Source organism: Streptomyces sp. NPDC091209, assembly GCF_044757755.1.
Taxonomy (GTDB): Bacteria; Actinomycetota; Actinomycetes; order Streptomycetales; family Streptomycetaceae; genus Streptomyces.
In genome coordinates this window covers 160,842-185,327 of record NZ_JBIVVR010000003.1, presented here as the reverse complement: position 1 = coordinate 185,327, position 24,486 = coordinate 160,842, and the positions used below count along the sequence as shown (strand labels likewise).

General features: G+C 71.2%; 22 protein-coding genes and 1 riboswitch. Of the genes, 9 read left to right on the top strand and 13 right to left on the bottom strand.

What is annotated here, in order from left to right:
* Window positions 1-51: 51 nt before the first annotated feature.
* From ACIQRL_RS11020 to thrC, 5 genes are all read right to left on the bottom strand, one after another.
* Window positions 52-1,173 carry an NADH:flavin oxidoreductase gene (locus ACIQRL_RS11020; RefSeq protein ID WP_401329947.1) on the bottom strand — a complete coding sequence of 374 codons (1,122 nt, stop codon included), beginning with the start codon at window positions 1,171-1,173 and terminating at the stop codon, window positions 52-54.
* A 293-nt stretch (window positions 1,174-1,466) separates the two neighbouring features.
* Window positions 1,467-3,092 (bottom strand): chaperonin GroEL, encoded by a 1,626-nt coding sequence (gene groL / locus ACIQRL_RS11015; protein WP_365871436.1) that lies wholly within the window; start codon window positions 3,090-3,092, stop codon window positions 1,467-1,469.
* A 440-nt stretch (window positions 3,093-3,532) separates the two neighbouring features.
* Entirely contained in the window at window positions 3,533-3,736 is a 204-nt protein-coding gene (locus ACIQRL_RS11010) for a cold-shock protein (RefSeq protein WP_005315736.1), read from the bottom strand.
* A gap of 441 nt (window positions 3,737-4,177) precedes the next feature.
* Window positions 4,178-4,453: a MoaD/ThiS family protein gene (locus ACIQRL_RS11005; RefSeq protein WP_362393058.1), complete on the bottom strand. Its 276-nt coding sequence runs from the start codon at window positions 4,451-4,453 to the stop codon at window positions 4,178-4,180.
* On the bottom strand, window positions 4,450-5,748 hold the full coding sequence (thrC, locus tag ACIQRL_RS11000; RefSeq protein ID WP_401329944.1) for a threonine synthase: 1,299 nt from the start codon (window positions 5,746-5,748) through the stop codon (window positions 4,450-4,452). The genes ACIQRL_RS11005 and thrC overlap by 4 nt, the downstream gene beginning before the upstream one ends.
* A gap of 15 nt (window positions 5,749-5,763) precedes the next feature.
* Window positions 5,764-5,920: riboswitch (SAM riboswitch) on the bottom strand.
* Window positions 5,921-6,125: 205 nt separating this feature from the next.
* Here thrC and ACIQRL_RS10995 point away from each other — a divergent pair.
* Entirely contained in the window at window positions 6,126-7,070 is a 945-nt protein-coding gene (locus tag ACIQRL_RS10995) for a glucosyl-3-phosphoglycerate synthase (RefSeq protein ID WP_401329941.1), read from the top strand.
* 77 nt (window positions 7,071-7,147) lie between these two features.
* The gene (locus ACIQRL_RS10990) at window positions 7,148-8,599 is read left to right on the top strand and encodes a trehalose-6-phosphate synthase (protein ID WP_401329940.1); all 1,452 of its coding nucleotides are present in this window, start codon (window positions 7,148-7,150) and stop codon (window positions 8,597-8,599) included.
* Between the two features lie 208 nt (window positions 8,600-8,807).
* Here the strand turns inward: ACIQRL_RS10990 and otsB are convergent, their stop codons facing one another.
* Together otsB and ACIQRL_RS10980 are read right to left on the bottom strand one after the other, a co-directional pair.
* On the bottom strand, window positions 8,808-9,662 hold the full coding sequence (otsB, locus tag ACIQRL_RS10985; protein ID WP_401329937.1) for a trehalose-phosphatase: 855 nt from the start codon (window positions 9,660-9,662) through the stop codon (window positions 8,808-8,810).
* A 108-nt stretch (window positions 9,663-9,770) separates the two neighbouring features.
* Window positions 9,771-9,998 (bottom strand): DUF3263 domain-containing protein, encoded by a 228-nt coding sequence (locus ACIQRL_RS10980; protein WP_401329936.1) that lies wholly within the window; start codon window positions 9,996-9,998, stop codon window positions 9,771-9,773.
* A 232-nt stretch (window positions 9,999-10,230) separates the two neighbouring features.
* Here ACIQRL_RS10980 and ACIQRL_RS10975 point away from each other — a divergent pair, with 232 nt between their 5' ends.
* The 3 genes from ACIQRL_RS10975 to ACIQRL_RS10965 all read left to right on the top strand — a co-directional run bounded on the left by ACIQRL_RS10975 (window position 10,231) and on the right by ACIQRL_RS10965 (window position 13,494).
* On the top strand, window positions 10,231-11,226 hold the full coding sequence (locus ACIQRL_RS10975) for an ROK family protein (RefSeq protein ID WP_401329933.1): 996 nt from the start codon (window positions 10,231-10,233) through the stop codon (window positions 11,224-11,226).
* Window positions 11,227-11,233: 7 nt separating this feature from the next.
* On the top strand, window positions 11,234-12,418 hold the full coding sequence (nagA, locus tag ACIQRL_RS10970) for an N-acetylglucosamine-6-phosphate deacetylase (RefSeq protein ID WP_401329930.1): 1,185 nt from the start codon (window positions 11,234-11,236) through the stop codon (window positions 12,416-12,418).
* 146 nt (window positions 12,419-12,564) lie between these two features.
* Window positions 12,565-13,494, top strand: a complete 930-nt coding sequence (locus ACIQRL_RS10965) for a 1-phosphofructokinase family hexose kinase (protein WP_401329928.1) — start codon at window positions 12,565-12,567, stop codon at window positions 13,492-13,494.
* Window positions 13,495-13,598: 104 nt separating this feature from the next.
* On the opposite strand, the gene ACIQRL_RS10960 is transcribed toward ACIQRL_RS10965, so the two are convergent.
* Both ACIQRL_RS10960 and cdgB read right to left on the bottom strand, forming a co-directional pair.
* Window positions 13,599-14,567, bottom strand: a complete 969-nt coding sequence (locus ACIQRL_RS10960; RefSeq protein ID WP_401329925.1) for a carbohydrate-binding protein — start codon at window positions 14,565-14,567, stop codon at window positions 13,599-13,601.
* 117 nt (window positions 14,568-14,684) lie between these two features.
* Window positions 14,685-16,421 (bottom strand): diguanylate cyclase CdgB, encoded by a 1,737-nt coding sequence (gene cdgB / locus ACIQRL_RS10955; protein WP_401329923.1) that lies wholly within the window; start codon window positions 16,419-16,421, stop codon window positions 14,685-14,687.
* Between the two features lie 604 nt (window positions 16,422-17,025).
* Here cdgB and ACIQRL_RS10950 point away from each other — a divergent pair.
* Window positions 17,026-17,508 carry a flavin reductase family protein gene (locus tag ACIQRL_RS10950; protein WP_401330800.1) on the top strand — a complete coding sequence of 161 codons (483 nt, stop codon included), beginning with the start codon at window positions 17,026-17,028 and terminating at the stop codon, window positions 17,506-17,508.
* A 57-nt stretch (window positions 17,509-17,565) separates the two neighbouring features.
* Here ACIQRL_RS10950 and ACIQRL_RS10945 read toward each other — a convergent pair whose 3' ends face one another.
* Entirely contained in the window at window positions 17,566-18,516 is a 951-nt protein-coding gene (locus ACIQRL_RS10945) for a sigma-70 family RNA polymerase sigma factor (RefSeq protein WP_401329921.1), read from the bottom strand.
* 96 nt (window positions 18,517-18,612) lie between these two features.
* A complete protein-coding gene (gene arfB / locus ACIQRL_RS10940) occupies window positions 18,613-19,041 on the bottom strand; it encodes an alternative ribosome rescue aminoacyl-tRNA hydrolase ArfB (RefSeq protein ID WP_389070316.1) in 429 nt (142 codons plus the stop codon).
* A gap of 230 nt (window positions 19,042-19,271) precedes the next feature.
* On the opposite strand from arfB, the gene ACIQRL_RS10935 reads away from it, so the two are divergent.
* The gene (locus ACIQRL_RS10935; protein ID WP_328554824.1) at window positions 19,272-19,847 is read left to right on the top strand and encodes a TerD family protein; all 576 of its coding nucleotides are present in this window, start codon (window positions 19,272-19,274) and stop codon (window positions 19,845-19,847) included.
* 184 nt (window positions 19,848-20,031) lie between these two features.
* Here ACIQRL_RS10935 and ACIQRL_RS10930 read toward each other — a convergent pair whose 3' ends face one another.
* Window positions 20,032-21,441, bottom strand: coding sequence for a M1 family metallopeptidase (locus ACIQRL_RS10930; protein ID WP_401329918.1), 1,410 nt, complete (start codon window positions 21,439-21,441; stop codon window positions 20,032-20,034).
* A gap of 369 nt (window positions 21,442-21,810) precedes the next feature.
* Here ACIQRL_RS10930 and ACIQRL_RS10925 point away from each other — a divergent pair, with 369 nt between their 5' ends.
* Window positions 21,811-22,311, top strand: a complete 501-nt coding sequence (locus ACIQRL_RS10925; RefSeq protein WP_261701895.1) for a hypothetical protein — start codon at window positions 21,811-21,813, stop codon at window positions 22,309-22,311.
* 83 nt (window positions 22,312-22,394) lie between these two features.
* Here the strand turns inward: ACIQRL_RS10925 and ACIQRL_RS10920 are convergent, their stop codons facing one another.
* The gene (locus ACIQRL_RS10920) at window positions 22,395-23,102 is read right to left on the bottom strand and encodes a pentapeptide repeat-containing protein (protein WP_401329915.1); all 708 of its coding nucleotides are present in this window, start codon (window positions 23,100-23,102) and stop codon (window positions 22,395-22,397) included.
* Window positions 23,103-23,314: 212 nt separating this feature from the next.
* Between ACIQRL_RS10920 and ACIQRL_RS10915 the strand changes: the two genes are divergently transcribed.
* Window positions 23,315-24,481, top strand: coding sequence for an NAD(P)-binding protein (locus tag ACIQRL_RS10915; RefSeq protein WP_401329913.1), 1,167 nt, complete (start codon window positions 23,315-23,317; stop codon window positions 24,479-24,481).
* Window positions 24,482-24,486 lie beyond the last annotated feature (5 nt).

The window sequence follows — 24,486 nt, the reverse complement described above, 5'->3', positions numbered from 1 at the left end:
CACAGCGGGCGCCGTCCCTCCGGGACAGCAAGGTCAGTGAGTCGGCTCGGCTCAGCTGAGCGAACCCAGCGCGGCGGCGTCGTACGGGGCCAGGTCGTCGAAGCGGCCGGCCAGGACCTTCGCGGCCCACTCGGGGTCCTGGAGCAGCGCGCGGCCGACGGCGACGAGGTCGAACTCGTCGCGCTCCATGCGGTCGAGGAGGTCGTCGATGCCCTTGACCGGGGAACCCTCGCCCGCGAAGGCCTTGATGAAGTCGCCGTCCAGGCCGACCGAGCCGACCGTGATGGTGGGCTTGCCCGTCAGCTTCTTCGTCCAGCCGGCGAGGTTGAGGTCGGAACCGTCGAACTCGGGCACCCAGTAGCGGCGCGTGGAGGCGTGGAAGGAGTCCACTCCGGCGGCGGCGAGCGGGGCGAGGATCGCCTCCAGCTCCTCCGGGGTCTCGGCGAGCCGGGCGTCGTAGGCCTGCTGCTTCCACTGCGAGTAGCGGAAGATGACCGGGAACTCGGGCGAGACCGCCGCGCGCACCGCGGCGACGATCTCCGCCGAGAACTGCGTACGGGCCACCGGGTCGCCGCCGTACGCGTCCTCGCGCCGGTTGGTGCCCGCCCAGTGGAACTGGTCGAGCAGGTAGCCGTGGGCGCCGTGCAGTTCGACACCGTCGAAGCCGATGCGCTCGGCGTCGGCGGCAGCCTTGGCGAACGCCTCGATGACGTCGTCGAGGTCCTGCTGGGTCATGCTCTTGCCGGTGACCTCGGCGCCCTCCTTGTAGAGGCCGGAGGGGCCGACGGGCGGGGCGTCGGCGAAGGGCGGCTCGCCCGCCTTGCGGACCATGCCGATGTGCCAGAGCTGCGGGACGATCGTGCCGCCCGCCGCGTGCACGGCGTCGGCGACGTTCGTCCAGCCGGCGAGCTGGTCCTCGCCGTGGAAGCGCGGCACGTCGTTGCTCTGTCCGGCCGAGTCGTGGCCGACGTACGTTCCCTCGGTCACGATGAGGCCCACGCCCGCGGCGGCGCGGCGGGCGTAGTAGCCGACGACGTTCTCCCCCGGTACACCGCCCGGCGAGAACATCCGGGTCATCGGGGCCATGGCGATCCGGTTCGGGACGGTCAGGCCGTTGATCGAGACGGGACGGGAAAGGATCTCGGCTGCGCGGGACGCGGCGTCAGCGGTCACGTGGGGGCTCCTCGAACAGGTGGTCGATATGACGTCGAGTGGTCGGCGAGGCAGGAGATCCCGTGCGGTATGTGCACATGCATCAACTGCTCCTCAGCGTCAACCGCCCCGCCGGGCAGGGCATTCCGCCGTGCCGGAACCTGTCGCTGTGATCCGGACCACGCTCACCGGGGACCCACAGAAAACGCGGGGCACGCGGGGAGCGGGAAGAGCGGGAAACGCCCGAGGGCGGCACCCCCCGCCGTAGCAGGGGATGCCGCCCTCGGTAAGGACGCAGATCAACCAGAGGTCGATCAGAAGTCCATGTCACCGCCCGGCATGCCGCCCGGAGCGCCGCCGGCGGCGGCCTTCTCCGGCTTGTCGGCGATGACGGCCTCGGTGGTCAGGAACAGCGCGGCGATGGAGGCGGCGTTCTGCAGGGCAGAGCGCGTCACCTTCGCCGGGTCGATGATGCCTTCGGCGATCATGTCGACGTACTCACCGGTCGCGGCGTTCAGGCCGTGACCGACGGGCAGGTTGCGCACCTTCTCGACGATGACGCCACCCTCGAGACCACCGTTGACGGCGATCTGCTTGAGCGGGGCCTCCAGGGCCAGACGCACGGCGTTGGCGCCGGTCGCCTCGTCACCCGTGAGCTCGAGCTTCTCGAACACCGAGGAAGCCTGGAGCAGGGCCACGCCACCACCGGCGACGATGCCCTCCTCGACGGCCGCCTTCGCGTTGCGAACGGCGTCCTCGATGCGGTGCTTGCGCTCCTTGAGCTCGACCTCGGTGGCGGCACCGGCCTTGATGACGGCCACGCCGCCGGCCAGCTTCGCCAGACGCTCCTGGAGCTTCTCGCGGTCGTAGTCCGAGTCCGAGTTCTCGATCTCGGCACGGATCTGGTTGACCCGGCCGGCGACCTGGTCGGCAGAGCCGGAGCCGTCGACGATCGTGGTCTCGTCCTTGGTGATGACGACCTTGCGGGCACGGCCCAGCAGGTCCAGACCCGCGTTCTCCAGCTTGAGGCCGACCTCCTCGGAGATGACCTCGCCGCCCGTGAGGATGGCGATGTCGCCGAGCATGGCCTTGCGGCGGTCACCGAAGCCCGGGGCCTTGACGGCGACGGACTTGAAGGTGCCACGGATCTTGTTGACGACCAGGGTCGACAGGGCCTCGCCCTCGACGTCCTCGGCGATGATCAGCAGCGGCTTGCCGCCCTGCATGACCTTCTCGAGGAGCGGGAGCAGGTCCTTGACGTTCGCGATCTTGGAGTTCGCGATCAGGATGTACGGGTCGTCGAGGACGGCCTCCATACGCTCCATGTCGGTGGCGAAGTACGCCGAGATGTAGCCCTTGTCGAAGCGCATACCCTCGGTGAGCTCCAGCTCCAGACCGAAGGTCTGGGACTCCTCGACGGTGATGACGCCTTCCTTGCCGACCTTGTCCATCGCCTCGGCGATGAGCTCGCCGATCTGGGTGTCGGCGGCGGAGATGGAGGCCGTGGAAGCGATCTGCTCCTTGGTCTCGACATCCTTGGCCTGCTCGAGGAGGGCACCGGAGACGGCCTCGACGGCCTTCTCGATACCGCGCTTGAGAGCCATCGGGTTGGCGCCGGCGGCGACGTTGCGCAGACCCTCGCGCACGAGCGCCTGGGCCAGCACGGTCGCCGTGGTCGTACCGTCGCCGGCGACGTCGTCCGTCTTCTTGGCGACTTCCTTGACCAGCTCGGCGCCGATCTTCTCGTACGGGTCCTCGAGCTCGATCTCCTTGGCGATGGAAACACCATCGTTGGTGATCGTGGGCGCGCCCCACTTCTTCTCGAGGACGACGTTACGGCCCTTGGGGCCGAGGGTGACCTTGACGGCGTCGGCGAGCTGGTTCATCCCGCGCTCGAGACCGCGCCGTGCCTCCTCGTCGAACGCGATGATCTTGGCCATGTGAAGTGGTCCTCCCGGACGGGGTGGATTTCTCCGGATCGTGCCCGCGCCCGCGACGGACGGCCTGCGAGCCCTGTGGTTCCTTGCCCCACAGGCCCGCGGGCCTCGCTGACCCGATCCAAGTTCTGTCACTCTCACTGGGAGAGTGCTAACGCCAATGATTAGCACTCGACCCCGCCGAGTGCAAGGTGTGCTCGCGAAGCTAGCTCGTTGAGGGGTGACGGTCGGGCGACGGGCGGGAGCAAGGTGTGCTCGCGAAGCGAGCCCATCGAGCGCCCTCCAGACAGCCCTCCGGGTGCGGCCCTCGCACGGGGGGCGCTCGCGGGCGCGCGGGCGCGCACGAGACAGGGGAAGGGCGCCGGGGACGCACGAGGGGCCCGCATCCCTGGTGGGATGCGGGCCCCTCGGCGTGAGTGCGTCGGTGGCCGTTCGCGCCCGGACTAGACGGCGAGTTTGACCATGTCCGCCTGCGGACCCTTCTGGCCCTGCGAGATTTCGAACTCCACTCGCTGACCCTCTTCAAGGGTGCGGTAGCCGTCCATCTGAATCGCGCTGTAGTGCACGAAGACGTCCGCACCACCGTCGACCGCGATGAAGCCGTACCCCTTCTCCGCGTTGAACCACTTGACGGTGCCCTGAGCCATGCCTAACTCCCCTATTACTGGCCCTTGCACAGATCCACACTTCGCGGATCCGGGTCAGACCTCACCCCCCAATGGTTGGGGGTGTGCGCCGGAACGCGTCGACCGCGGCTGAATGTATCTGTCCAACTGCCCTCTGCAACAGGTCAATCGGACGAGAATTCTGGGCATGGCTGATCAATGATATGCGGAGGGACCGCAAGGATTCAGGGCAATTCGGGCCCCGTAAATGCCATAAACAACCCATAAAGGGGAGGCAGTTTGGCTACTTCTTGTCGGCCGCCGAACGGGTACTCATATGCGTCCGGCATGGAACCAACATCGAAAGCGAAGTCGCTTCCCCAACTGTAGCGCCCTCAACCATACAGAATTGCCCCCTCCGTTTCTCTCACGGAGGGGGCAATTCGATGAACTCTGCGTGTTCGGCATTACCGAGGGTAACGATCAGCCCCCGGCGACGGCCGGAATGATCGAGACGCCCACACCGTCCGGGGTCGCCGTCTCCAGACCCTGCTCGAACCGCACGTCGTCGTCGTTGACGTACACGTTGACGAAGCGGCGCAGCTTGCCCTGGTCGTCCAGGACGCGCGCGGCGATGCCCGTGTGGTTCTTCTCCAGGTCACCGATGACCTCGGCGAGGGTCGTGCCCTCGGCCGTCACCTCGGCGGCGCCACCGGTGTAGGTGCGCAGGATGGTGGGGATGCGGACGTTGACGCTCATGATGCGAGGCCAGCCTCTCGGAAGGAGTCGAGGTTCGGGCGGATGGTCGCGGTCAGCCCGGTGTCCGAGGCCACCGCGTCCAGGGTCTTGAGGCCGTCGCCGGTGTTCAGCACGACAGTGGTCAGGGTCGGGTCCAGGAGACCGTTCTCGATCAGCTTGCGCGTGACGCCCACGGTCACCCCGCCGGCCGTCTCCGCGAAGATGCCCTCGGTGCGCGCGAGCAGCTTGATCGCGTCGACGATCTGCTCGTCGTTCACGTCCTCCACCGCACCGCCGGTGCGCCGCGCGATGTCGAGCACGTACGGCCCGTCCGCGGGGTTGCCGATGGCAAGCGACTTGGCGATGGTGTCCGGCTTCTGCGGCCGTACGACGTCGTGTCCTGCCTTGTAGGCGACGGACACCGGGGAGCAGCCCTCGGCCTGGGCGCCGAAGATCTTGTAGGGCTTGTCCTCGACGAGCCCGAGCTTGATGAGCTCCTGGAGGCCCTTGTCGACCTTCGTGAGCTGGGAGCCGGAGGCGATCGGCACGACGAGCTGGTCGGGGAGCTTCCAGCCGAGCTGCTCGCAGATCTCGTAGGCCAGCGTCTTGGAGCCCTCGGCGTAGTACGGCCGCAGGTTGACGTTGACGAAGCCCCAGCCCTCGCCGGCCGGGTCGCCGATCAGCTCGGAGCAGAAGCGGTTCACGTCGTCGTAGTTGCCCTGGATGCCGACCAGCTCGCCGCCGTAGACCGCGGCCATGACGACCTTGCCCTGCTCCAGGTCGTGCGGGATGAACACGCAGGAGCGGAAGCCGGCGCGGGCCGCCGCGGCGCCCACGGCGCCGGCGAGGTTGCCGGTGGAGGAGCAGGAGAGGGTGGTGAAGCCGAAGGCGCGGGCCGCTTCGATGGCCTGGGCGACGACGCGGTCCTTGAAGGAGTGCGTCGGGTTGCCGGAATCGTCCTTGACGAACAGCTTTCCGGTGTCGACACCCAGCTCGCGGGCCAGGTTGTCGGCCTGGACGAGCTTGGTCCAGCCGGGGTTGATGTTCGGCTTGTCGGCCACGTCCGCGGGGACGGGCAGGAGGGGCGCGTAGCGCCAGATGTTCGCGGGTCCCGCTTCGATGCGCTTGCGGAGCTCTTCGGTTTCGTAGGCCGAGAAGTCGTAGGCGATCTCCAGCGGGCCGAAACACTCCTCGCAGGCGAAGACCGGGCCGAGCGGGACGCGGTGTCCGCACTCGCGGCAGGAAAGCGCCGCGGCCGGGCCGAGGTCCACCGCTTCGGCGGAGTTCGTGGTACTTGCATCTGTCTGCGCAGCCATGGAGGCGAGGCCCTTTCCTCATCTTCCTCACGACGCACTTCGCCGTGAGACGGATTTGGCACCTTCCCGAGCCGGGAGCCTCGCGACGCGATCGACATCGATCGGTACGAGACCGGCTGGAGGGTTGCCGGGGCTTCATCGGGCCGTATCCCTCTGCCCCTCTGGATGAGCGGTATTTGATTGTTGAACTGTTGAACGCGATACATGCCGATGATCCAGGACATGCGATGGTCATCCGCGTTGTTCAAGACTGTAACCGAAGGCCAGGACAGTTGAGATAGTCGTCCGAACCGCGAGACGACGGCAATCGATCTGCCGCTGGCCGCAGCGGGCACGCCGATGAGAGCGTGTGATCAGACAGTGAGGAGCCGCAGACCGTGCTGAAAGAAGTCGAAAGCTGGCTGAGCACACGCTCCTGGTCCGTGACCGACCGCCCCCTCCACCGGCTCATGGCCGCCAAACGCATCACCGGGTCGACGGTCAGTGTCGTGCTGCCCGCGCTCAACGAGGAGGAGACGGTCGGCGAGATCGTCGCGATCATCCGCCACGACCTGATGCAGCAGGTGCCCCTCGTCGACGAGATCGTCGTCGTCGACTCGGGCTCGACGGACCGCACCTCCGCGGTCGCCGCCGCCGCGGGCGCGCGCGTCGTGCACCGCGACGACATCCTCCCGCGGATCCCGGCCGTGCCCGGCAAGGGCGAGGTGCTGTGGAGGTCGCTGCTCGTGACGAGCGGGGACATCGTCTGTTTCATCGACGCGGACCTCAAGGAGTTCTCGTCCGACTTCGTCTCCGGCATCGTGGGCCCGCTGCTCACCGATCCCGGCGTCGATCTGGTCAAGGCCATGTACGACCGTCCGCTGGGCGGCGCCACCGGCCAGGGCGGCCGGGTCACCGAGCTGATGGCCCGCCCTCTGCTGAACATGCACTGGCCGCAGCTCGCGGGCTTCGTCCAGCCGCTCGGCGGCGAGTACGCGGCCCGCCGCTCACTGCTCGAACAGCTCCCGTTCCCCGTCGGCTACGGCGTGGAACTGGGCATGCTCGTCGACGCCCTGCACCTGGTGGGCCTGGACGCGCTCGCCCAGGTCGACGTCGGGGTGCGCAAGCACCGCCACCAGGACGGCCAGGCGCTCGGCCGAATGGCCGCCGCGATCTACCGCACCGCCCAGCTCCGGCTGGCGCGCGGCCATCTGATCCGACCCGCCCTCACCCAGTTCGAGCGCGGCCGGGACGGTTTCCAGCCGCGCACGTACTCGGTCGACACGGAGGAAAGGCCACCGATGACCGAAATCTCCGAGTACCAGCGGCGCAAGGCCGCGTAGGCAGGACCGACCGACCGCGGCCGCATACGGCCGAAGTGAACGTTTGAGCGTTTCGACACGGGGCTAGGTTTCGAGGCATGGCTTCAACGCACGGTGCCCACCGGATTCTGGTCGCGTCCAACCGCGGCCCGATCACCTACGAGGTACGGGAGGACGACTCGCTGCACGCCCGGCGCGGCGGCGGTGGTCTCGTCTCGGGACTCTCGGCGATCGGGCCGGACGCGGGCGCCCTATGGGTGTGTTCCGCCCTCGGCGACGGCGACCGGGAGGCCGTACGGCGCGGAGTCGGCGAGGACGGCGTGCGGATGCTCGCCATCGACGCCGAGGTGCACGCCGACGCGTACAACGGCATCGCCAACTCCGTGCTGTGGTTCGTCCACCACATGCTGTACCAGACCCCGCTGGAGCCGGTCTTCGACGCGGAGTTCCGGCGCCAGTGGGCGTCGTACCGGACCTACAACCGCGCCTTCGCCGAGGCGCTGGCCGAGGAGGCCGCCGACGGCGCCTCCGTGCTGGTCCAGGACTACCACCTGTGCCTGGTGCCGGGGATGCTCCGCGAGCTGCGCCCCGACCTGCGCATCGGCCACTTCTCCCACACCCCGTGGGCACCCGAGGACTACTTCCGGATGCTCCCCGACGACATCCGCGCGGAGCTGCTGGACGGCATGCTCGGCGCCGACCGGGTGGCGTTCCTGACCTGGCGGTGGGCGGCGGCCTTCATGCGCTGCGCGGGCGAGGTCGACCCCGAGCGCTACCGCGTGACCCCGCCCTCGGACGCCGCGCCCGCGGTCGAGCACCTGGACGGCGGCCCGCCCCGCCGGACCCGCGTCGGTGTGCACGGCCTCGGCGCGGACGCCGAGTTCCTGCGCGAGCGCTCGCACCGGGCGGACGTCGAGGAGCGGATGGCCGCGCTGCGCGAGGAGATCGGCGAGGGCCGCAGGACCGTCGTACGCGTCGACCGGACCGAACTGTCCAAGAACATCGTGCGGGGGATGCTGGCGTACCGGCAGCTCCTCGACGAGCACCCGGAGTGGCGCGAGCGGGTCGTCCATGTGGCGTTCGCCTATCCCTCGCGGCAGGACCTGGCCGTGTACCGGGACTACACGGCCGAGGTGCAGCGGGTCGCCGACGAGATCAACTCCCGGTACGGGACGCCGGGTTGGACCCCGGTGGTGCTGCACGTGAAGGACGACTTCGCGCGCTCGCTCGCCGCGTACCGACTGGCCGACGTCGCCCTCGTCAACCCCATCAGGGACGGCATGAACCTCGTCGCCAAGGAGGTCCCGGTCGTCTCCGACGAGGGCTGTGTGCTGGTGCTCTCGCGGGAGGCCGGGGCGTACGAGGAGCTGGGCGAGGACGCGATCCCGGTGAACCCGTACGACGTGATCGGTACGGCGCGGGCGCTGCACGAGGCGCTCGGCATGCAGCCGGGCGAGCGGGCCGAGCGCACCAAGCGGCTGGCCGCCGCGGCCACCGCCCTGCCGCCGGCCCAGTGGTTCCTGGACCAGCTCCAGGCACTGGAGACCTGAGCACGGTCCAGCCCCTCCGGCTGGATCCCGGCTGCGGCTGCGATTTTCAGCCCCGGCCGGGGAAATCTCAGCCCCTCCGGCGTTTGAGGAGCGGGGGTCCGGGGGCGGAGCCCCCAGGGGCGGGACGGGTAGGGGCGGAGGGGCGGAGGGGCGGAGGGGCGAAACCAGCTTGCGGCCCACCCGCCCGCTCAGGCGGCGAGCGGCCGGGTCAGGTGAGGTGGGCCGCGAGAGCGGCGAGCAGGTGGACGACTCCGGCGGGGCCGTCCACCACCAGGTCGGCCCGTTCGGCGAGTTCGCCGACCTCGGAACTGCCGCTGCACACCAGGAGTCCGGGGACCCCGTCGGAGCGGAGCTTGTCGACGGCGGCGAAGGCGGGCAGGTCGCCCAGGTCGTCACCGGCGTACAGGACGGCCTCGGCGCCGATCTCCCGGACGTACTCCATGAGGGCGACGCCCTTGTCCATGCCGGGCGGGCGCAGCTCCAGGACCATGCGGCCGGGCTCGACGATCAGGCCGTGCCGAGTGGCCAGTTCGGCCAGCGGCTCCCGGAGCGCCTCGAAGGCGGCCTGGGGGTCCTCGGCGCGGCGCGTGTGCACGGCGACGGCGCGGCCCTTCTCCTCGATCCAGGTGCCCTGCCAGGCGCCGATCCGGTCGAGGAACCCCGGCAGTTCGGCGCGGACGGCGGCCACACCGGGGTGCGGGGCGGGGGCGGTGACCGTGCCGCTCACCGCGTCCCAGCGCTCGGCGCCGTAGTGGCCGAGGACGACGAGGTGCTCAAGGCCGGGGACGCCCGCGAAGCCGCCGTGGCGCACGGCCACACCGGCCGGGCGGCCGGTGACCACGGCGACGGAGGCGACCTTGGGGGCGAGCGCCGCGAGGGCGGGGACCGCGTCGGGGTGCGCGCGGGCCCGGTCGGGGTCGGGGACGATGGGGGCGAGGGTTCCGTCGAAGTCGAGTGCGACGACCGTCCGGGCGGGGCGCGTGAGGATCGCTTCCAGAGCGTCGCGCCCGGCGGGGGTCACCGGGGCCGGCAAGGAGTCCTTGGATTCGGGGTGGCTGCCCATGGGGCGACCCTATCCGGGTGGCGGCGGACGCACCTCTGACTCATGGCCGAGCGGGGGTCCTTTCGGCCGGAATGCCTCGGTCCCGCCGCCCGGTCCCGCCGCCGGCCCTCACCGCTCGTCCCGGCGGGCCTCCCGTACCCGGCGGAGCCTGTTCACCGTGACGGGATCGTGCGCGAGGGCCCTCGGGTCGTTCAGCAGCGCGTTGAGAAGCTGGTAGTAGCGGACCGGGGCGAGGCCCAGCTTCTCGCGTATGGCGCGCTCCTTGGCACCGGGGCCGGAGAAGCCGCGGCGCTCCAGGGCGAGAATGCTCCGTTCGCGCGCGGGCAGCTCTTCCATGGACAGCACGGTAGTCCCCGGCACCGACAGGCGCCGGGGACGGGCACCGGAACAGGGACCGGGCCTGCGTCTGCCGCAGCCGTTGCCGCAGCCGTTGTCGCATCCGTTGTCGCATCCGTTGTCGCATCCGTTGTCGCATCCGTTGTCGCATGCGCCTCGGAATGCGGACATAAGGCCTGCACCACGCGAGTGGACTAGACCTCTCTAGGGGTAAAGGGCGACACTGTCCCCCGTGAGACATGTCATCGCCCTCGATGTGGGCGGCACCGGGATGAAGGCCGCCCTCGTCGGGGTGGACACCGAGCCTTCCCCGGGCCGCCCCGACGTGCCGCCGCCGCGGACCCCCGGGCACCCCGCGCTGCTGTACCAGGCCCGCCGGGCGACCGGCCGCGAGCGCGGGCCCGACGCCGTCGTCGAGGAGATCCTCGACTTCGCCGCCGAGCTGCGCGCCTACGGCGAGGAGCACCTCGGCGAGAGCGCCCTGGCCGCCGGAGTCGCCGTCCCCGGCATCGTCGACGCCAGGAACGGCATCGCCGTCTTCGCCGCCAACCTCGGCTGGCGCGACGTCCCGCTGCGCCGGCTGCTCGGCGAGCGCCTCGGCGGTGTGCCCGTCGCGCTCGGGCACGACGTGCGCACGGGCGGGCTCGCGGAGGGCCGGATCGGGGCAGGCCGGGGAGCGGACCGCTTCCTCTTCGTCCCGCTGGGCACCGGCATAGCGGGAGCCATCGGCATCGACGGCAGCGTCGAGGAGGGCGCGCACGGCTTCGCGGGCGAGATCGGCCACATCGTCGTACGGCCCGGCGGGACCCCGTGTCCCTGCGGGCAGCGCGGCTGTCTCGAACGCTTCGCCTCCGCGTCGGCCGTCAGCCAGGCCTGGGCCGAGGCGTCCGGCGACCCGGAGGCGGACGCGGCGGACTGCGCCAAGGCCGTCGCGTCGGGCGACCCGAGGGCGCGGGCCGTCTGGCAGGAGGCCGTCGACGCGCTCGCCGACGGCCTGGTCACCGCGCTCACCCTGCTGGACCCGCGCACCCTGATCATCGGTGGCGGGCTCGCCGAGGCGGGGGAAACCTTGTTCACGCCGCTGCGGGCCGCGGTCGAACTCCGCGTCACCTTCCAGAAGCTGCCGTCGATCGTCCCCGCGGCCCTCGGGGACACCGCCGGTTGCCTCGGTGCCGGGCTCCTCGCCCGGGACCTCCTGAACACCACTTCTACGACTCCCCGGAGGTAACCACCCGATGGCCCCTAGCAAGGTTCTCGCCGGCGCCCGGGTGGTACTGCCCACCGGGATCGTGCACGACGGCCGCGTGATCATCGACGGTCCGCGGATCGCCGACGCGGGTGACCCCTCGGCACAACCTGCCGGAGTCCTTGGGGGAGCCCCCGCGGACACGCCGGTGATCGACCTGTCCGGCCACTGGGTGGTCCCCGGCTTCGTCGACATCCACAACCACGGCGGTGGTGGCGCCTCCTTCACCTCGGGAACGGTCGAGGACGTCCTGCGGGGCATCCACACCCACCGTCTGCACGGCACCACGACCGTCGTCGCCTCGACGGTCACCGGTGACATGCACGGCCTCGCCGAGCGCGCCGGGATGCTCTCCGAACTGGCCGAGCAGGGCGATATCGCGGGCATCCACTTCGAGGGCCCGTTCATCTCGCCCTGCCGCAAGGGCGCGCACTCCGAGGAGCTGCTGCGCGACCCGGACCCGGCGGAGGTCCGCAAGCTGATCGACGCGGCGCGCGGCCGGGCCGCCATGGTCACGCTCGCCCCCGAACTGCCGGGCGGCCTCGACTCCGTACGCCTGCTCGCCGAACACGGGGTGATCGCCGCGATCGGGCACACCGACGCGTCGTACGAGCAGACGAAGGCGGCCATCGACGCGGGCGCGACCGTGGCGACGCACCTGTTCAACGCGATGCCGGCGCTCGGACACCGCGCGCCGGGCCCCATCGCCGCCCTCCTGGAGGACGAGCGGATCACCGTCGAGCTGATCAACGACGGCACGCATCTGCACCCCGCCTCGCTGGAGCTGGCGTTCCATCACGCCGGTCCCGGCCGGGTCGCGTTCATCACCGACGCGATGGACGCGGCGGGCTTCGGCGACGGCCGCTACATGCTCGGCCCGCTGGAGGTCGAGGTCGCCGACGGCGTCGCCCGCCTGGTGGAGGGCGGTTCGATCGCGGGCTCCACCCTCACCCTCGACCGCGCCTTCCAGCGCGCCGTCACGGTCGACAGGCTGCCGGTCGAGGACGTCGTGGCGGCCATCTGCGCCAACCCCGCCCGCCTGCTGGGCCGGTACGACCGGGTGGGCTCCCTGGAACCGGGCAAGGACGCGGACCTCGTGGTCCTGGACGCCGACTTCGCGCTCAAGGGCGTGATGCGTGGCGGAGAATGGGTGGTCGATCCCCGACTAGGGTGATTCACACCATTGTTGCCGACGGCGGTTGACCCGGGGGGACTGGGCCGACCGCCGTTGCGTTTGGCATGATCGAGCCTCCGGAACCACCGGCGGGCGCCCGAGAGGCGTCCACGTCACACACACTTCTTCGGGGGAGGTCGGCCCAGGTGATCCTCACGGTCACGCTGAACACCGCTCTCGACATCACCTATCGCGTGCGGGCACTGCGTCCGCACAGCTCACACCGGGTGAGCGAGGTGACCGAACGCCCGGGCGGCAAGGGCCTGAACGTGGCGCGGGTGCTCGCCGCGCTCGGCCACGAGGTGACGGTCACCGGTTTCACGGGCGGCGCGACCGGCCGCACCGTGCGGGACCAACTGGCCGGTACCGCCGGGGTGGTGGACGCGCTCGTCCCGGTCGAGGGATCGACGCGCCGCACGATAGCCGTGGTCGACACGACCACCGGTGACACGACCCAGCTCAACGAACCGGGACCGGCGATAACCCCCGCCGAGTGGTCGGCCTTCCAGGAGACGTACGAGCATCTGCTGCGCTCCGCCTCGGCGGTGGCCCTGTGCGGCAGCCTGCCGCCGGGGGTCCCGGTCGGCGCCTACGCCCAACTCGTCCGCACCGCGCGCACCTTGGCCGTGCCGGTGCTGCTGGACACCAGCGGCGAACCGCTGCGCCGGGGCGTCGCCGCCCGCCCCGACATCGTCAAGCCGAACGCCGACGAACTCGCCGAACTCACGGGCTCCCACGAACCGTTGCAGGCCACCCGGAACGCCCGACGGCGCGGCGCCCACGCGGTGGTCGCCTCCCTCGGCGCGGACGGGCTGCTCGCCCACACGCCCGATGGCCGCTGGCGCGCCACCCCGCCCGTCCGCGCCCGCGGCAACCCGACCGGCGCGGGCGACTCGGCCGTCGCGGGCCTGCTGTCGGGCCTGGTCGAGAAGCTTCCCTGGCCGGCCCGTCTCGCCCGCGCCGTCGCCCTGTCGACGGCGACCGTGGCGGCGCCCACGGCGGGCGAGTTCGACCGCCCGCTGTACGAGAGCCTGCTCGACCGGATCGCCGTGACGGCGGACACGACGGCGGCGTGACTCGGCCCCGCGACGTGTGTCCGGATCGCCCGGCCTGAACGACTGAGGGGCGCCACGGCAGCCTCGCTGTCGTGACGCCCCTCAGCAGGCCGCTGCCGGCCCGCCTACTTCCAGCCCGCTTCCAACCAGAGCTGGTCGAAGTTGACGTCGCACTGGTTGCCCTGCCCGCAGGAGATCTGAATGGTGTTGGTGCCCTTGTTGAGGGTGATGTCCGCCCAGGTGTTGGTCCACCCCTTCGCGTAGTCGCCCTCGGGGGCATTGGCGAAGTTCTTCAAGTTGAGCGGGCGGTCCTGGGGCGTGCCGTTCACGGTGAGCGTGGCGTTGGCGTCCTTGCCGGGCACGCCGTAGTTGACGGACAGCGTGTACTTGCCGGCCTTGGTGATTCCGTTGACGCTCCACGTGATGGACGCGCCGACGTTGTTGAACCCCGTGACGTACACCCCGCCGTCCGCCTTGGCGCCCTGGACGTCGGACGCCGTCGTCACGCCGGTGCCCAGGTTGAGTGCCTTCGCGTCGATCTTGGGGAGTGCCACGGCGGCGCCGGGCGCCTTCGTCGTCGTCTCGCTCGGGGACGCGCTCTGGGAGGTCGACGGGGTCGAGCCCGCCTGGTCGCCGCCCTTGTCGCCGTCCCCGCCGCCCGTCATGGCGACGGCGATGCCGATCACGACGGCCGCGACCACGGCGATCGCGCCGATGAGGAGGCCCTTGGTGTTGGGGCCGCGACCGCGGCCACCACCGTCACCGTGACCGGGCATCGGCGTGCGCGCCGTCTGCGCGCCGCCGGGAACGGTCTCGGGCGCGCCGTAGTGCGCGCTGGGCTGGCCGTAGCCGCCCTGCTGCGGCACCTGGCCGTACGGGGCGGTGGGGGCGGCCTGCTGGCCGTAGGTGCCCTGAGCGGTCTGCTGACCGTACTTGCGCTCGCCGACCGCCCGCACCCGGTTGACCGAGCCCGGGTAGCCGTAGCCGCCGCCTCCAGAGGGCGGCGTGGCTCCGTTGGCCTGACCGTCGGCGTAGAGATAGCCGAACGGGTCGTCGTCCTCGGGCGTGCTCGCGCCGTTGTTGCCGGGCGTCATCCCTTGGTCTCCTCAGCGGGTGCGGTTCTGATGCGGTACACGAATGATTGGCGAGCCTACCCGGTTTCGCTGGGCCGAACGGGGGGCATCCACCGCATCAACCTACTGACCTGTGTCTTATCCCGCACGCCGGTGCTGTTTGGGACGCGAACGTTTCTCCACGTACATCCGTTCGTCAGCGGATTTCAACACCTCGTCCGCCGTCATGCCACAGTGCGCCCACCCGATGCCGAAACTCGCGCCCACGCGGACGGCCCGCCCATCGACCCTGATGGGAGGGATGATCGCGTTCCGCAGGCGGACGGCGAGGTCCTGGGCGTCCGCCCGGCCGAGACCGTCGGCGAGCACCACGAACTCGTCGCCGCCGAGCCGGGCCACCGTGTCGCCGTCCCGGACCCCGTGGGTGAGCCGGCGGGCGACCTCGATGAGAACCTCGTCACCCGCGTTGTGCCCGAACCGGTCGTTGATCGACTTGAAGCCGTCGAGGTCGCAGAAGAGCACCGCGAGCCCCTTGGCGCCGTCGTCCGTCTCCCCCTCCGGGGCGCTGGTGTGCACATGGTGGTCGAAGGCGTCGAACGCCTCGACGCCGGCGCGGAAGTCGAAGCCGTGCCCGTTCCCGTCGTAGGCGGGGTGGCCGTTGTCGTCGTACTCGCCGGACGCCGGCTCCGCGAAGTCCCCGTGCCCGTACGCCGCGTCCAGCGAGGCGACCGCGCCGGGCGGCAGGGACTGCGGGCGCTGGCAGAGCCGGGCGCCGAGCCGGGATCGCAGCTCGGCGGAGTTGGGCAGGCCGGTGAGGGCGTCGTGCGAGGCGCGGTGCGCGAGCTGGAGCTCACGGCGCTTGCGGTCCTCTATGTCCTCGACATGGGTGAGCAGGAAGCGGGGGCCGTCGGCGGCGTCCGCGACGACGGAGTTGCGCAGATGGACCCAGACGTAGGTGCCGTCACGGCGCCCGAGCCGCAGCTCGGCGCGGCCGCCCTCGGCGGAGGTCCGCAGCAGCGTGCCGATGTCCTCGGGGTGCACGAGGTCGGAGAAGGAGTAGCGGCGCATCGCGGAGGCGGGCCGACCGAGGAGCCGGCACAGGGCGTCGTTGGTGCGCAGGATGCGGCCGTGCTGATCGCCGCCCATCTCGGCGATCGCCATGCCGGAGGGGGCGTACTCGAAGGCCTGCCGGAAGGACTCCTCGCTGGCGCGCAGGGCCTGCTGGTCGCGCTCCAGACGGACCAGGGCGCGCTGCATATTCGCACGTAGACGCGCGTTGCTGATCGCGATGGCGGCCTGGAAGGCGTACATCTGGAGCGCCTCCCGTCCCCAGGCGCCCGGCCTGCGGCCGTTGCGCGGCCGGTCCACCGACAGCACGCCGATCAGCTCGCCGTGGCCGCTGCCGCCCTTGCCGCCGCCGCTGCCGCCGCTGCCGGAGACACTCGGGGTGTACATCGGCGCGAAGAGGCGGTCGGAGGGGTGCCACTCGTCCTCGAAGCGGGGCGCGGGACCGTCGGTGTACCACTGCGGTACGTCGTCCTCGTCGAGGACCCAGCCCTCGGTGTGCGGTATGAACCGCAGGTCGCCCCAGGCCTCGCCCATGGTCAGCCGGCGGTCCCAGGAGGCACGGGAGCCGACGCGGCCGGTGATGAGGGCTTCGGCGGCGGAGTTCCCGGCGAGAGCGGCGACCACGAGGTCGCCGTCGGGGCGTACGAGGTTGACGCAGGCCAGCTCGTAGCCGAGCCCGGTGACCACGCCGTCGGCGACGGTCTGCAGCGTGTCGGCCAGGCTGCGGGCGGTGTTCATGTCCGCCATCACCTGGTGCAGCTGCCGCAGGGTCGCAAGACGGACGTAGGGCTCCGACTCGGTCTCCATTCGCCCTCCCCTCGAGACCTCGCAGCAACTCCAGGGTTCTCTCGGCGTACTAGGTGCTGATCGGTTCCGTGCTGACTGCTCGGCGCTTCCGGTGAACCGCTTCGCGCCGTACTGCTTGGTAGCTTCCTGCGTAACACCCCCGCCACTGAATCACAGCGCGCTCCCCACTCGGTACACAGGGTCAACAAAATATGAGCCCTGTGACTCAAGTCACAGCAGAACCTGAGCAATTGAGTGGAGTTTCTGCATTTCAGTGTGCGTTTACCGAATGCATTATTGGACGACTGTGCAGAACCTGTGCACTCTTGCGCTCACTGAATGAGTACGGATGAGAGTACGGCCGTCCCCGTCTCCGCTTCCGTCCACCCCGCCCCATCCCGCCTCCGTGTCCGGCGCCGGCTCCGGCACCGGGGCGGGCACCGTTCCCGGCGCCGTCCTGGGCGGCTCTCCGTCCCCGGACCTAGGTCCCGGCTCGGGCCGAGGTCCGATGCGCCGTCCCCGGAGCGGAGACTAGCGTTTCGGCGTGCTCACGACTTCCCCTGCCCTTCCCGTCACCCCGTCCGTGCATGCTGAGGGGGTGAGCAACGACGAGTTCCGCGCCGCCATGACCCGGCTGGCCGCGGGTGTGGTCCTGGTGACCGCCCATGAGCCCGCGCTGGCGCCGGACGGACCGGGCCGCGAGGACGTCGGCATGACCGCGACCGCGTTCATGTCCGTCTCCCTGGACCCGCCGCTCGTCCTCGTCAGCCTGCGCGAGGGTTCGCGGATGGACGACCTGCTCGACGAACAGCCCCTGTGGGGCGTCTCCGTGCTCTCGGAGAGCCAGCGCCACATCGCCGGCCGCTTCTCCATGAAGGGCCGGATCAGCGACCGGCTCCTCTTCGAGGACCTCCCCTACGTCCGCGGCGAGACGTCCGGGGCGCTCCTGATGGGCGGCGCCCTGGCGACCCTGGAGTGCCGCACCGAACAGCGGATCCCCGCGGGCGACCACACCCTCGTCATCGGCCGCGTCCTGACGGCCCACGTGCCGAGCGCCGACGGCGGCCCCCTCGCGTACTTCAAGGGCCGCTACCGGCAACTGGGCTGAGCCGGCCTCCCGGCGAGCCGCTCCCGCAGGGCCCGCCCGACCGCCGGACCGGCCGGCTCAGCGATCCAGGACGGTGACGTCGAGAACCGCCAGTCGCTCCGGGTCGTTGACGATGTCGATCACGGCGATCCGGCCGTGTACGACTGTGAAGGCGAGAACACCGACCGGGCGTCCCTCGACGACCACCACGACACCCGCGACGCCGTTCACGAGGGCGGGCCGCGCGATGTGGGCCAGGTCCGCGAAGGCGCTCGCGTTGGAGGCCACGGCGACGGCACCGGCCGTCACACCCCGGTCGGAGCGGGCGACGACATCGGGGTCCAGGACGGCGACGAGCGCCTCCAGGTCCCCTTCGCGGGCCGCCGCGAGAAACGCCTCGACGACCTCCCGCTGCTGGGCCGGATCGGCGTCCGACACCGGCGCGCCGCCCTGTACCCGGCGCCGGGCCCGGCTGGCGAGCTGGCGGGAGGCCGCGGGCGTCCGGCCCAGGACGGTCGCGATCTCGTCGAAGGGCACGGCGAACAGGTCGTGCAGAACGAAGGAGAGCCGCTCGGCGGGCGTCAGCGTCTCCAGGACGACGAGCAGCGCGAGACCGACCGAGTCGGCGATCAGCGCCTCCTGCTCCGGGTCGACCCCGCTGAGCGGACTGAGCACCGGATCGGGCATCCGCACCCCCTGCCACTCCGCCGCCTTCTCCAGCGGTTCCTCCCCGCGGGTCCTGCGCGATCGCAACATGTCCAGGCAGACCCGGCCCACCACGGTCGTCAGCCAGCCCCCGAGATTGCCGACCCCGCTCGCGTCGGCGCGGCTGAGCCTCAGCCACGCCTCCTGCACGGCGTCGTCGGCCTCGGCGAACGAGCCGAGCATGCGGTAGGCGACGGCGCGCAGCCGGCTGCGGTGGCTCTCGAACCGCGCGGCGAGGAACTCGATACCGTCGCGCGCGTGCGCTCCCCCGCCGTCCGCCGTCCGCGCGTCCTTCGGGAAGTCCTCGTGGGCGCTGTCGCTCATCGCTGGTCACCACTCCTTGTCGCGGGCCGTCATGGAAGTGACGGACCCCGCGACGAAGATGTGACAGGCGGGCCGGAGAGCGGGGCGGGGCCGGGTCTAGCCCCAGTCGCGGCCGGTGCGGCCGCGCTTGGTGTCGGAGCGCTGCTTCTTCTCGCGCAGGCGGCGTTCGTTGATGCCCCGGGGGATACGGGTGGCGCGGCGCGGCTTGGGCGGCGGCGCGGTGGCCTCGGCGAGAAGGGAGGCGAGGCGCACGGCCGCCGTCTCGCGGTTGCGCCACTGGGAGCGATGCTCGGACGACCGGACGCTGATGACCCCGTCGACGAGCCGCCCCTCCAGTTTCGCGAGGGCACGGTCCTTCCACACGGGCGGCAGCGCCTCGGTGTTCGCGAGGTCGAACCGGAGCTCGACCTGTGTGTCGCTGGTGTTGACGTGCTGCCCGCCCGGCCCGCCGGAACGCGAGAAACGCCAGATCAGCTCGGCCTCGGGCAGGGAGACGGAGCCGCGGATGACATAGGGACCGGACATGTGTTCATGGTCGCGTGCCCGGCCGGTCCGCGTCACCCGTTTTTCGGTGTCTCTCGGGGTGAACGACGTCTCTCCGGGTGAAACGCGTCTCTCCGGGTGAAGAGGGGGGTCCGGGTAAAAAAGGTAAAGACAGACGGAACCTCGAGTACCCCCCTTGGCGTTCATAGAGGTGACGGTAGCTTCGTCCCCAGTACGAAGCCCGTACGTCACGAGGGAAGGGACTCCCAACAATGGCTGTAAGCCTGTCCAAGGGTGGCAACGTCTCGCTCACCAAGGAGGCACCGGGCCTGACGGCCGTCACCGTGGGCCTCGGCTGGGATGTCCGCACCACCACGGGCACCGACTTCGACCTCGACGCCTCGGCCATCGCGGTCAACCCCCAGGGCAAGGTCTATTCGGACTCCCACTTCGTCTTCTTCAACAACAAGCAGACCCCCGACCAGACCATCGTCCACACCGGTGACAACACGACGGGTGAGGGCGCCGGCGACGACGAGGCGATCAACGTCAACCTGGCGGGCCTCCCCGCCGACGTCGAGAAGATCGTCTTCCCGGTCTCCATCTACGACGCGGAGAACCGCTCGCAGAACTTCGGCCAGGTCCGCAACGCCTACATCCGCATCGTGAACCAGGCCGGCGGCGCCGAGATCGCCCGCTACGACCTCTCGGAGGACGCGGCCACCGAGACCGCCATGGTCTTCGGCGAGCTCTACCGCAACGGCGCGGAGTGGAAGTTCCGCGCGGTCGGCCAGGGTTACGCCTCGGGTCTGGCGGGCATCGCGCAGGACTTCGGCGTCAGCGTCTGATCCTGAGCACCCGCACGACGAGAGGAGCCCCCGGACTTCGGCCGGGGGCTCCTCTCGTACGGCCGCCCGCCCGCAACACCCGGCACCCGCACCGCCCGTGATGCCCGGCAGTCGCACCGCCCGCGACGCCCGGAGACCGTGGCCCCGTGATGCCCGGCAGGTGCCCCTCGCGGTGCCCGCTGGCTCACGGGTGGGCCGGCTTGCCCTTCCCGTACAGCCAGTCCTTCCAGATTCCGCTGAAGTCCTTGTCCGGCGCGGCCTTCTCGACGTACGCCGTGAAGTCGGCCGTGTCCGCGTTCGCGTGACGACGGGTGGCGGCCCAGCCCTGGATGATGTCGTAGAAGGTGTCGTCGCCCACCAGCCGGCGAATCTTGTGCAGGACCATCGCGCCGCGGTAGTAGACGGGCGGATCGGAGATCTGCGCGGCGCCGGGCGGGTCGGCGGGCGGGAAGGCCCACACCTCGCCGCTGTCGACCGGCTCGTAATAGTCGCCCTTGTAGAGGGAGTTGAAGATCTCGTCGGCCGTGTCGCCGCCGTGGTCCTCCTGCCACAGCCACTCCGCGTAGGTGGCGAACCCCTCGTTGAGCCACATGTCCCGCCAGGACTTCGGGGTGACCGAGTCGCCGAACCACTGGTGGGCCAGTTCATGGACCAGGGTCCTGGTGTCGGGGGCGCCGGGGAAGACGGGGCGCGTCTGGGTCTCCAGGGCGTAGCCCGCGTCGTCGGGGCGGTCCACGATCGCGCCGGTGGAGGAGAAGGGGTACGGGCCGAAGTTGCGCTCCTCCCAGTCCATGATCCCCGGGATCCCGCCGAGCACCTTCCTGCTCGCCTGTGTCTGGGTCGGGTCCACCGCCACATAGACCGGCAGCCCCTTCTTCGTCGTCGAGCGGGTGATGTCGTAGCGGCCGATCGCGAGTGTCGCCAGATAGCTCGCCATGGGTTCGGCCGTGTGCCAGGCGTACGTCGTACGGTCCTTCGCGGTCGTCTCGCTCGTCAGCTCACCGTTGGAGACGGCCTGGAGACCCTTCGGGACGGTGATCCTGACGTCGTACGCCGCCTTGTCGAAGGGGTGGTGGTTGCCGGGGAACCAGGCCATCGACCCCGTCGGCTCCCCGAGGGCGAGGGCGCCGTCGGCCGTGCGCAGCCAGCCCTCCTTGGAGGTGTCGGGGTCGGTGATCGTCCGGGGGGTGCCGGAGTAGCGGACCGTCGTACGGAACGTCCTGCCCTTGTCCAGGTCGTCGTGCGGGCGCACGGTCAGCTCCTGGCCCGCCCGGCTCCAGCGTGCGCTCCGGCCCTCGACGGTGACGTCGGAGACGTGCAGCCCCAGCAGGTCGAGATGGAAGGCGCTGAGGTCCTGGAGCGCCCGCGCGGTGATCTCGGCCGTTCCCGTCAGCCGCTTGTCCCGCGGGTCGTAGGCGAGGGTCAGACCGTAGTGCGTGACGTCGTACCCGCCGTTGCCCATCTTCGGGAAGTACGGGTCGCCGACACCGGCCGCGCCGGGCTTGCCGTGCACGCCGTCCCCGCCGCAGGCGGTGAGGCCGACGACGAGCGCGAGAGCCAGGGCAAAGGGGACGGTGACGGAAGATCGGGGCACATCCGCGATCCTAGGCCGCCGCTCCCCCGCTGCGGCGGGGCGAGGCGACGCCCGTCGGCCGAAGGCCCCCGAGGCGGCCGGAAACCACCGCCGCCGTGCCACCCGGATCGAGGGCGGCCCCGGCACCTTCGCACCCGTACCGCCGCGCCCGGCCGCCGGCGCGGCTCCGGCGTCCGCCGGGGGCCGCTCCGGCTCCCCGACGCCCGGGGCGGGGCCGGAGGCTCCCCGGCCCTCCGGCCCTGCCCCGGAGCGACTCCGGGCCCCCTCGCCGACCCCCGCGGACGGCCGGAAACCACCGGCGGGGAAGCGGAGGGAAGGTGGAGGGAAAGCGGAGCGGAAGCGGTCCGCCGGGCGTGACACCATCACCTCGTGCTCGACATCGGCTATGCCCTCTCCAACCGTTTCCCCGACCCCCCGCAGACCGACTACCGCCGCGCGGACGTCCACGCGCTGCGGCACGACCTGTTCTGCGGCGACGTCTACCTCGCCGACACCAAGACGGACCGGGAGGTGTCGACGGGCTGGGGATGGGTGCCGGTGCTGGACTTCGCGTGGGCGCTGTGCGACATCGTGGAGCAGCTCGACCGCGACCCGCTCGGCAGCCGGGCCTCCCGCCCCCAGCAGGCAGAGCTGGACTTCACCGAGTCGACCGACCGGATGCTCTTCGAGCGCCGCTTCGGCTGGGTGGACGTCGAGGCCGACTGGATGCATCGCGACGAGGAGCCGCTGACGTTCTCCCACACCGAGCTCCGCCGCGAGGCCCGTGACTTCCTGCACGACCTGCTCGCGGACCTCACCGACCTGCACGACGACCTCGCCGAGAACCCGGCGATCTGGACGCTCCAGGCCCGTTTCCCCCGCGTCTCCTGAACCGGCGGGACCGCGGGTCCGTTGTGCCGCGCGTAGGTGGCGCCGCCCCGAAGCGGTGGCCCGGCTCCACGGCCTGACGGGTCCTAGCCCTCCACCCTGACCCCCAGCGCCGCCGCCAGCACCGGCGCCAGGTCCAGGAGCTGGGCCGTGCTGATGACCGCGCCCGCGAGCCGGTCCACGCCTCGCGCGATGTCCAGCTCCGCCGCCGCGCGCAGGTCCACGTCCACGAGGGTGGCCTCGGTGAGGTCCGCCCCCTTCAGAACGCAGTCCACGAACTCCACCCGCTCCAGGCGGGCGCCCCCGAAGTCCGGCTCGACCAGGACGCAGCTCTCGAAGACGACGTCCTTGAGTCTCGCCTTGCGCAGATTCAGATAGTCGATCTTCCCGCCGCGCACGACCACCCGCTCCAGGACGGAGCCGTGGAGCTGCACTCCGCCGAGGCGGGCGTCGATCACCTCGACGTCACGCAGTGTCGACTCGGCGAGGTCGGTGCCCACACCTCGTATGCCCGTCAGGACCGAGTCCAGCACACGCGCGTGGTGCAGCCGCGTCTCGTCCAGCGCGCAGCCCGTCAGCGCGCAGTCCATGAAGCGGGCTCCCCCGCCGTCCTGTCCGGCGAAGTCCGCGTCCCGGAACTCCAGGCCGTCGTAGTCGCCGTCCGGCTCCAGCGCCGCGCCGTCGTGCGGCTCCAGCACCGGCAGCCGGACCTCCGGCCGCCGCGCCGCCTTGATCCCCGCCTCCGGCGCCTTCGCACCCGTCCCGCCGCGCCCGCCCGCCACTCTCCTCGCCATGCCCCCATCCTGCCCGCCCCCACTGACAATCCGCGCCGGCCCGCGAGAACCGCCCGCATGTCACATTCCCGGCCCCCGAACCGTCGTACGCACAGAAGGCCCGCTGTCAGAGCGCCGAAGGACCCGCGCACCGGACCCCGGACATCCACTTCGGACATCCACATCGGGCATCGACCCCGGACATCGACCCCGAGCAGAGGAGACCTCCAGCCATGCGTCGCATCACCGTCATCGGCGGCGGCTTCGCCGGACTCACCGCCGCCATCACCGCCGCCGAGGCGGGCGCCGAGGTCACCGTCCACGAAGCCCACCACACCCTCGGCGGGCGGGCCAGGACCGCCGAGGGGCCCTACCGGACGAACGAGGGACCGCACGCCCTCTACAGCGCCGGGCCGCACTGGACCTGGCTCGAACAACGGGACCTGATCGGGGCACTGGCCCCGATCCCGCCCCTGGAGGCGGCCCGGCTGCGGCTGCGTCACAAGGGCGCGCTGCGCCGCACCCCGCCTTTCGCGATGCTCAAACTGCTGCGCCGCTCCTGCCGGCGGGCCCCCTCGGACGTCGACTTCATGACCTGGGCCACCGGGCAGGCCGGCGCGGAGGGCGCGCGGGCCGCCGCCCACTACTCCGCCGTCGCCCTCTTCCACCACGATCCCGGTTCGCTGTCCGCGGCGTTCGTGCAGGAGCGGCTGCGCCGGGCCATGAGACTGCCGACGGAGGCGAACTGCCCCCGGGGCGGCTGGGCGAACGTCATCGACCGGATGGCCGGGCGCGCCTGGCACCTCGGCGTCCGGATGGAGACGCTGTCCCGGGTGGACGCCGTCCCCGCGGACCGGGGTCCGGTCATCGTGGCCACCTCGCTCGACGCGGCCCGCCGCCTCCTCAAGGACCCGTCGCTGACCTGGCCGAGCGGCCGTACCGCCCTCGTGGACCTGGCGCTGCGGACCCGCCGCGGCGACGCGTTCGCCGTCGGTGACCTGGACGCGCCGGGCTGGATCGAACGGTTCACCGCCCGGGACCGCACCCTCGCCCCGGCCGGGGAGCAGCTCCTCCAGGGGCAGATCCCGATCGCCCCGGGCGAGACCGGGGCGCACGGCGTCGCCCGCGCCGAGCGGTTGCTCGACCTCGCCTTCGAGGGCTGGCGCGAGCGGGTCACCTGGCGGCGCGCGAGCGTCGCGAACGGCCGTACGGGCGCGGTCGACCCGCCCGGCACGAGCTGGCGGGACCGCCCGCGCATCGACCGCGGTGACGGCGTCTATCTCGTGGGCGACCAGGTCGCCGCCCCGGGGGTGCTCTCGGAGGTGTCCTTCAACAGCGCGATGGAGGCCGTGGCGCTGGCCCTGCGCATCCGACAGCGCCTTGACCTCAAGCGAGCTTGAGGTTG

Coding starts and splice junctions, on each gene's coding strand:
- cdgB (WP_401329923.1), bottom strand. CDS start 16,421: ATGGAGACCGAGTCGGAGCCCTACGTCCGTCTTGCGACCCTGCGGCAG.
- ACIQRL_RS11005 (WP_362393058.1), bottom strand. CDS start 4,453: ATGAGCGTCAACGTCCGCATCCCCACCATCCTGCGCACCTACACCGGT.
- ACIQRL_RS10960 (WP_401329925.1), bottom strand. CDS start 14,567: ATGACGCCCGGCAACAACGGCGCGAGCACGCCCGAGGACGACGACCCG.
- ACIQRL_RS10935 (WP_328554824.1), top strand. CDS start 19,272: ATGGCTGTAAGCCTGTCCAAGGGTGGCAACGTCTCGCTCACCAAGGAG.
- arfB (WP_389070316.1), bottom strand. CDS start 19,041: ATGTCCGGTCCCTATGTCATCCGCGGCTCCGTCTCCCTGCCCGAGGCC.
- groL (WP_365871436.1), bottom strand. CDS start 3,092: ATGGCCAAGATCATCGCGTTCGACGAGGAGGCACGGCGCGGTCTCGAG.
- ACIQRL_RS10950 (WP_401330800.1), top strand. CDS start 17,026: ATGACCCGGCTGGCCGCGGGTGTGGTCCTGGTGACCGCCCATGAGCCC.
- ACIQRL_RS10980 (WP_401329936.1), bottom strand. CDS start 9,998: ATGGAAGAGCTGCCCGCGCGCGAACGGAGCATTCTCGCCCTGGAGCGC.
- ACIQRL_RS10920 (WP_401329915.1), bottom strand. CDS start 23,102: ATGGCGAGGAGAGTGGCGGGCGGGCGCGGCGGGACGGGTGCGAAGGCG.
- ACIQRL_RS10915 (WP_401329913.1), top strand. CDS start 23,315: ATGCGTCGCATCACCGTCATCGGCGGCGGCTTCGCCGGACTCACCGCC.
- thrC (WP_401329944.1), bottom strand. CDS start 5,748: ATGGCTGCGCAGACAGATGCAAGTACCACGAACTCCGCCGAAGCGGTG.
- ACIQRL_RS11010 (WP_005315736.1), bottom strand. CDS start 3,736: ATGGCTCAGGGCACCGTCAAGTGGTTCAACGCGGAGAAGGGGTACGGC.
- nagA (WP_401329930.1), top strand. CDS start 11,234: ATGGCCCCTAGCAAGGTTCTCGCCGGCGCCCGGGTGGTACTGCCCACC.
- otsB (WP_401329937.1), bottom strand. CDS start 9,662: ATGGGCAGCCACCCCGAATCCAAGGACTCCTTGCCGGCCCCGGTGACC.
- ACIQRL_RS10945 (WP_401329921.1), bottom strand. CDS start 18,516: ATGAGCGACAGCGCCCACGAGGACTTCCCGAAGGACGCGCGGACGGCG.
- ACIQRL_RS10990 (WP_401329940.1), top strand. CDS start 7,148: ATGGCTTCAACGCACGGTGCCCACCGGATTCTGGTCGCGTCCAACCGC.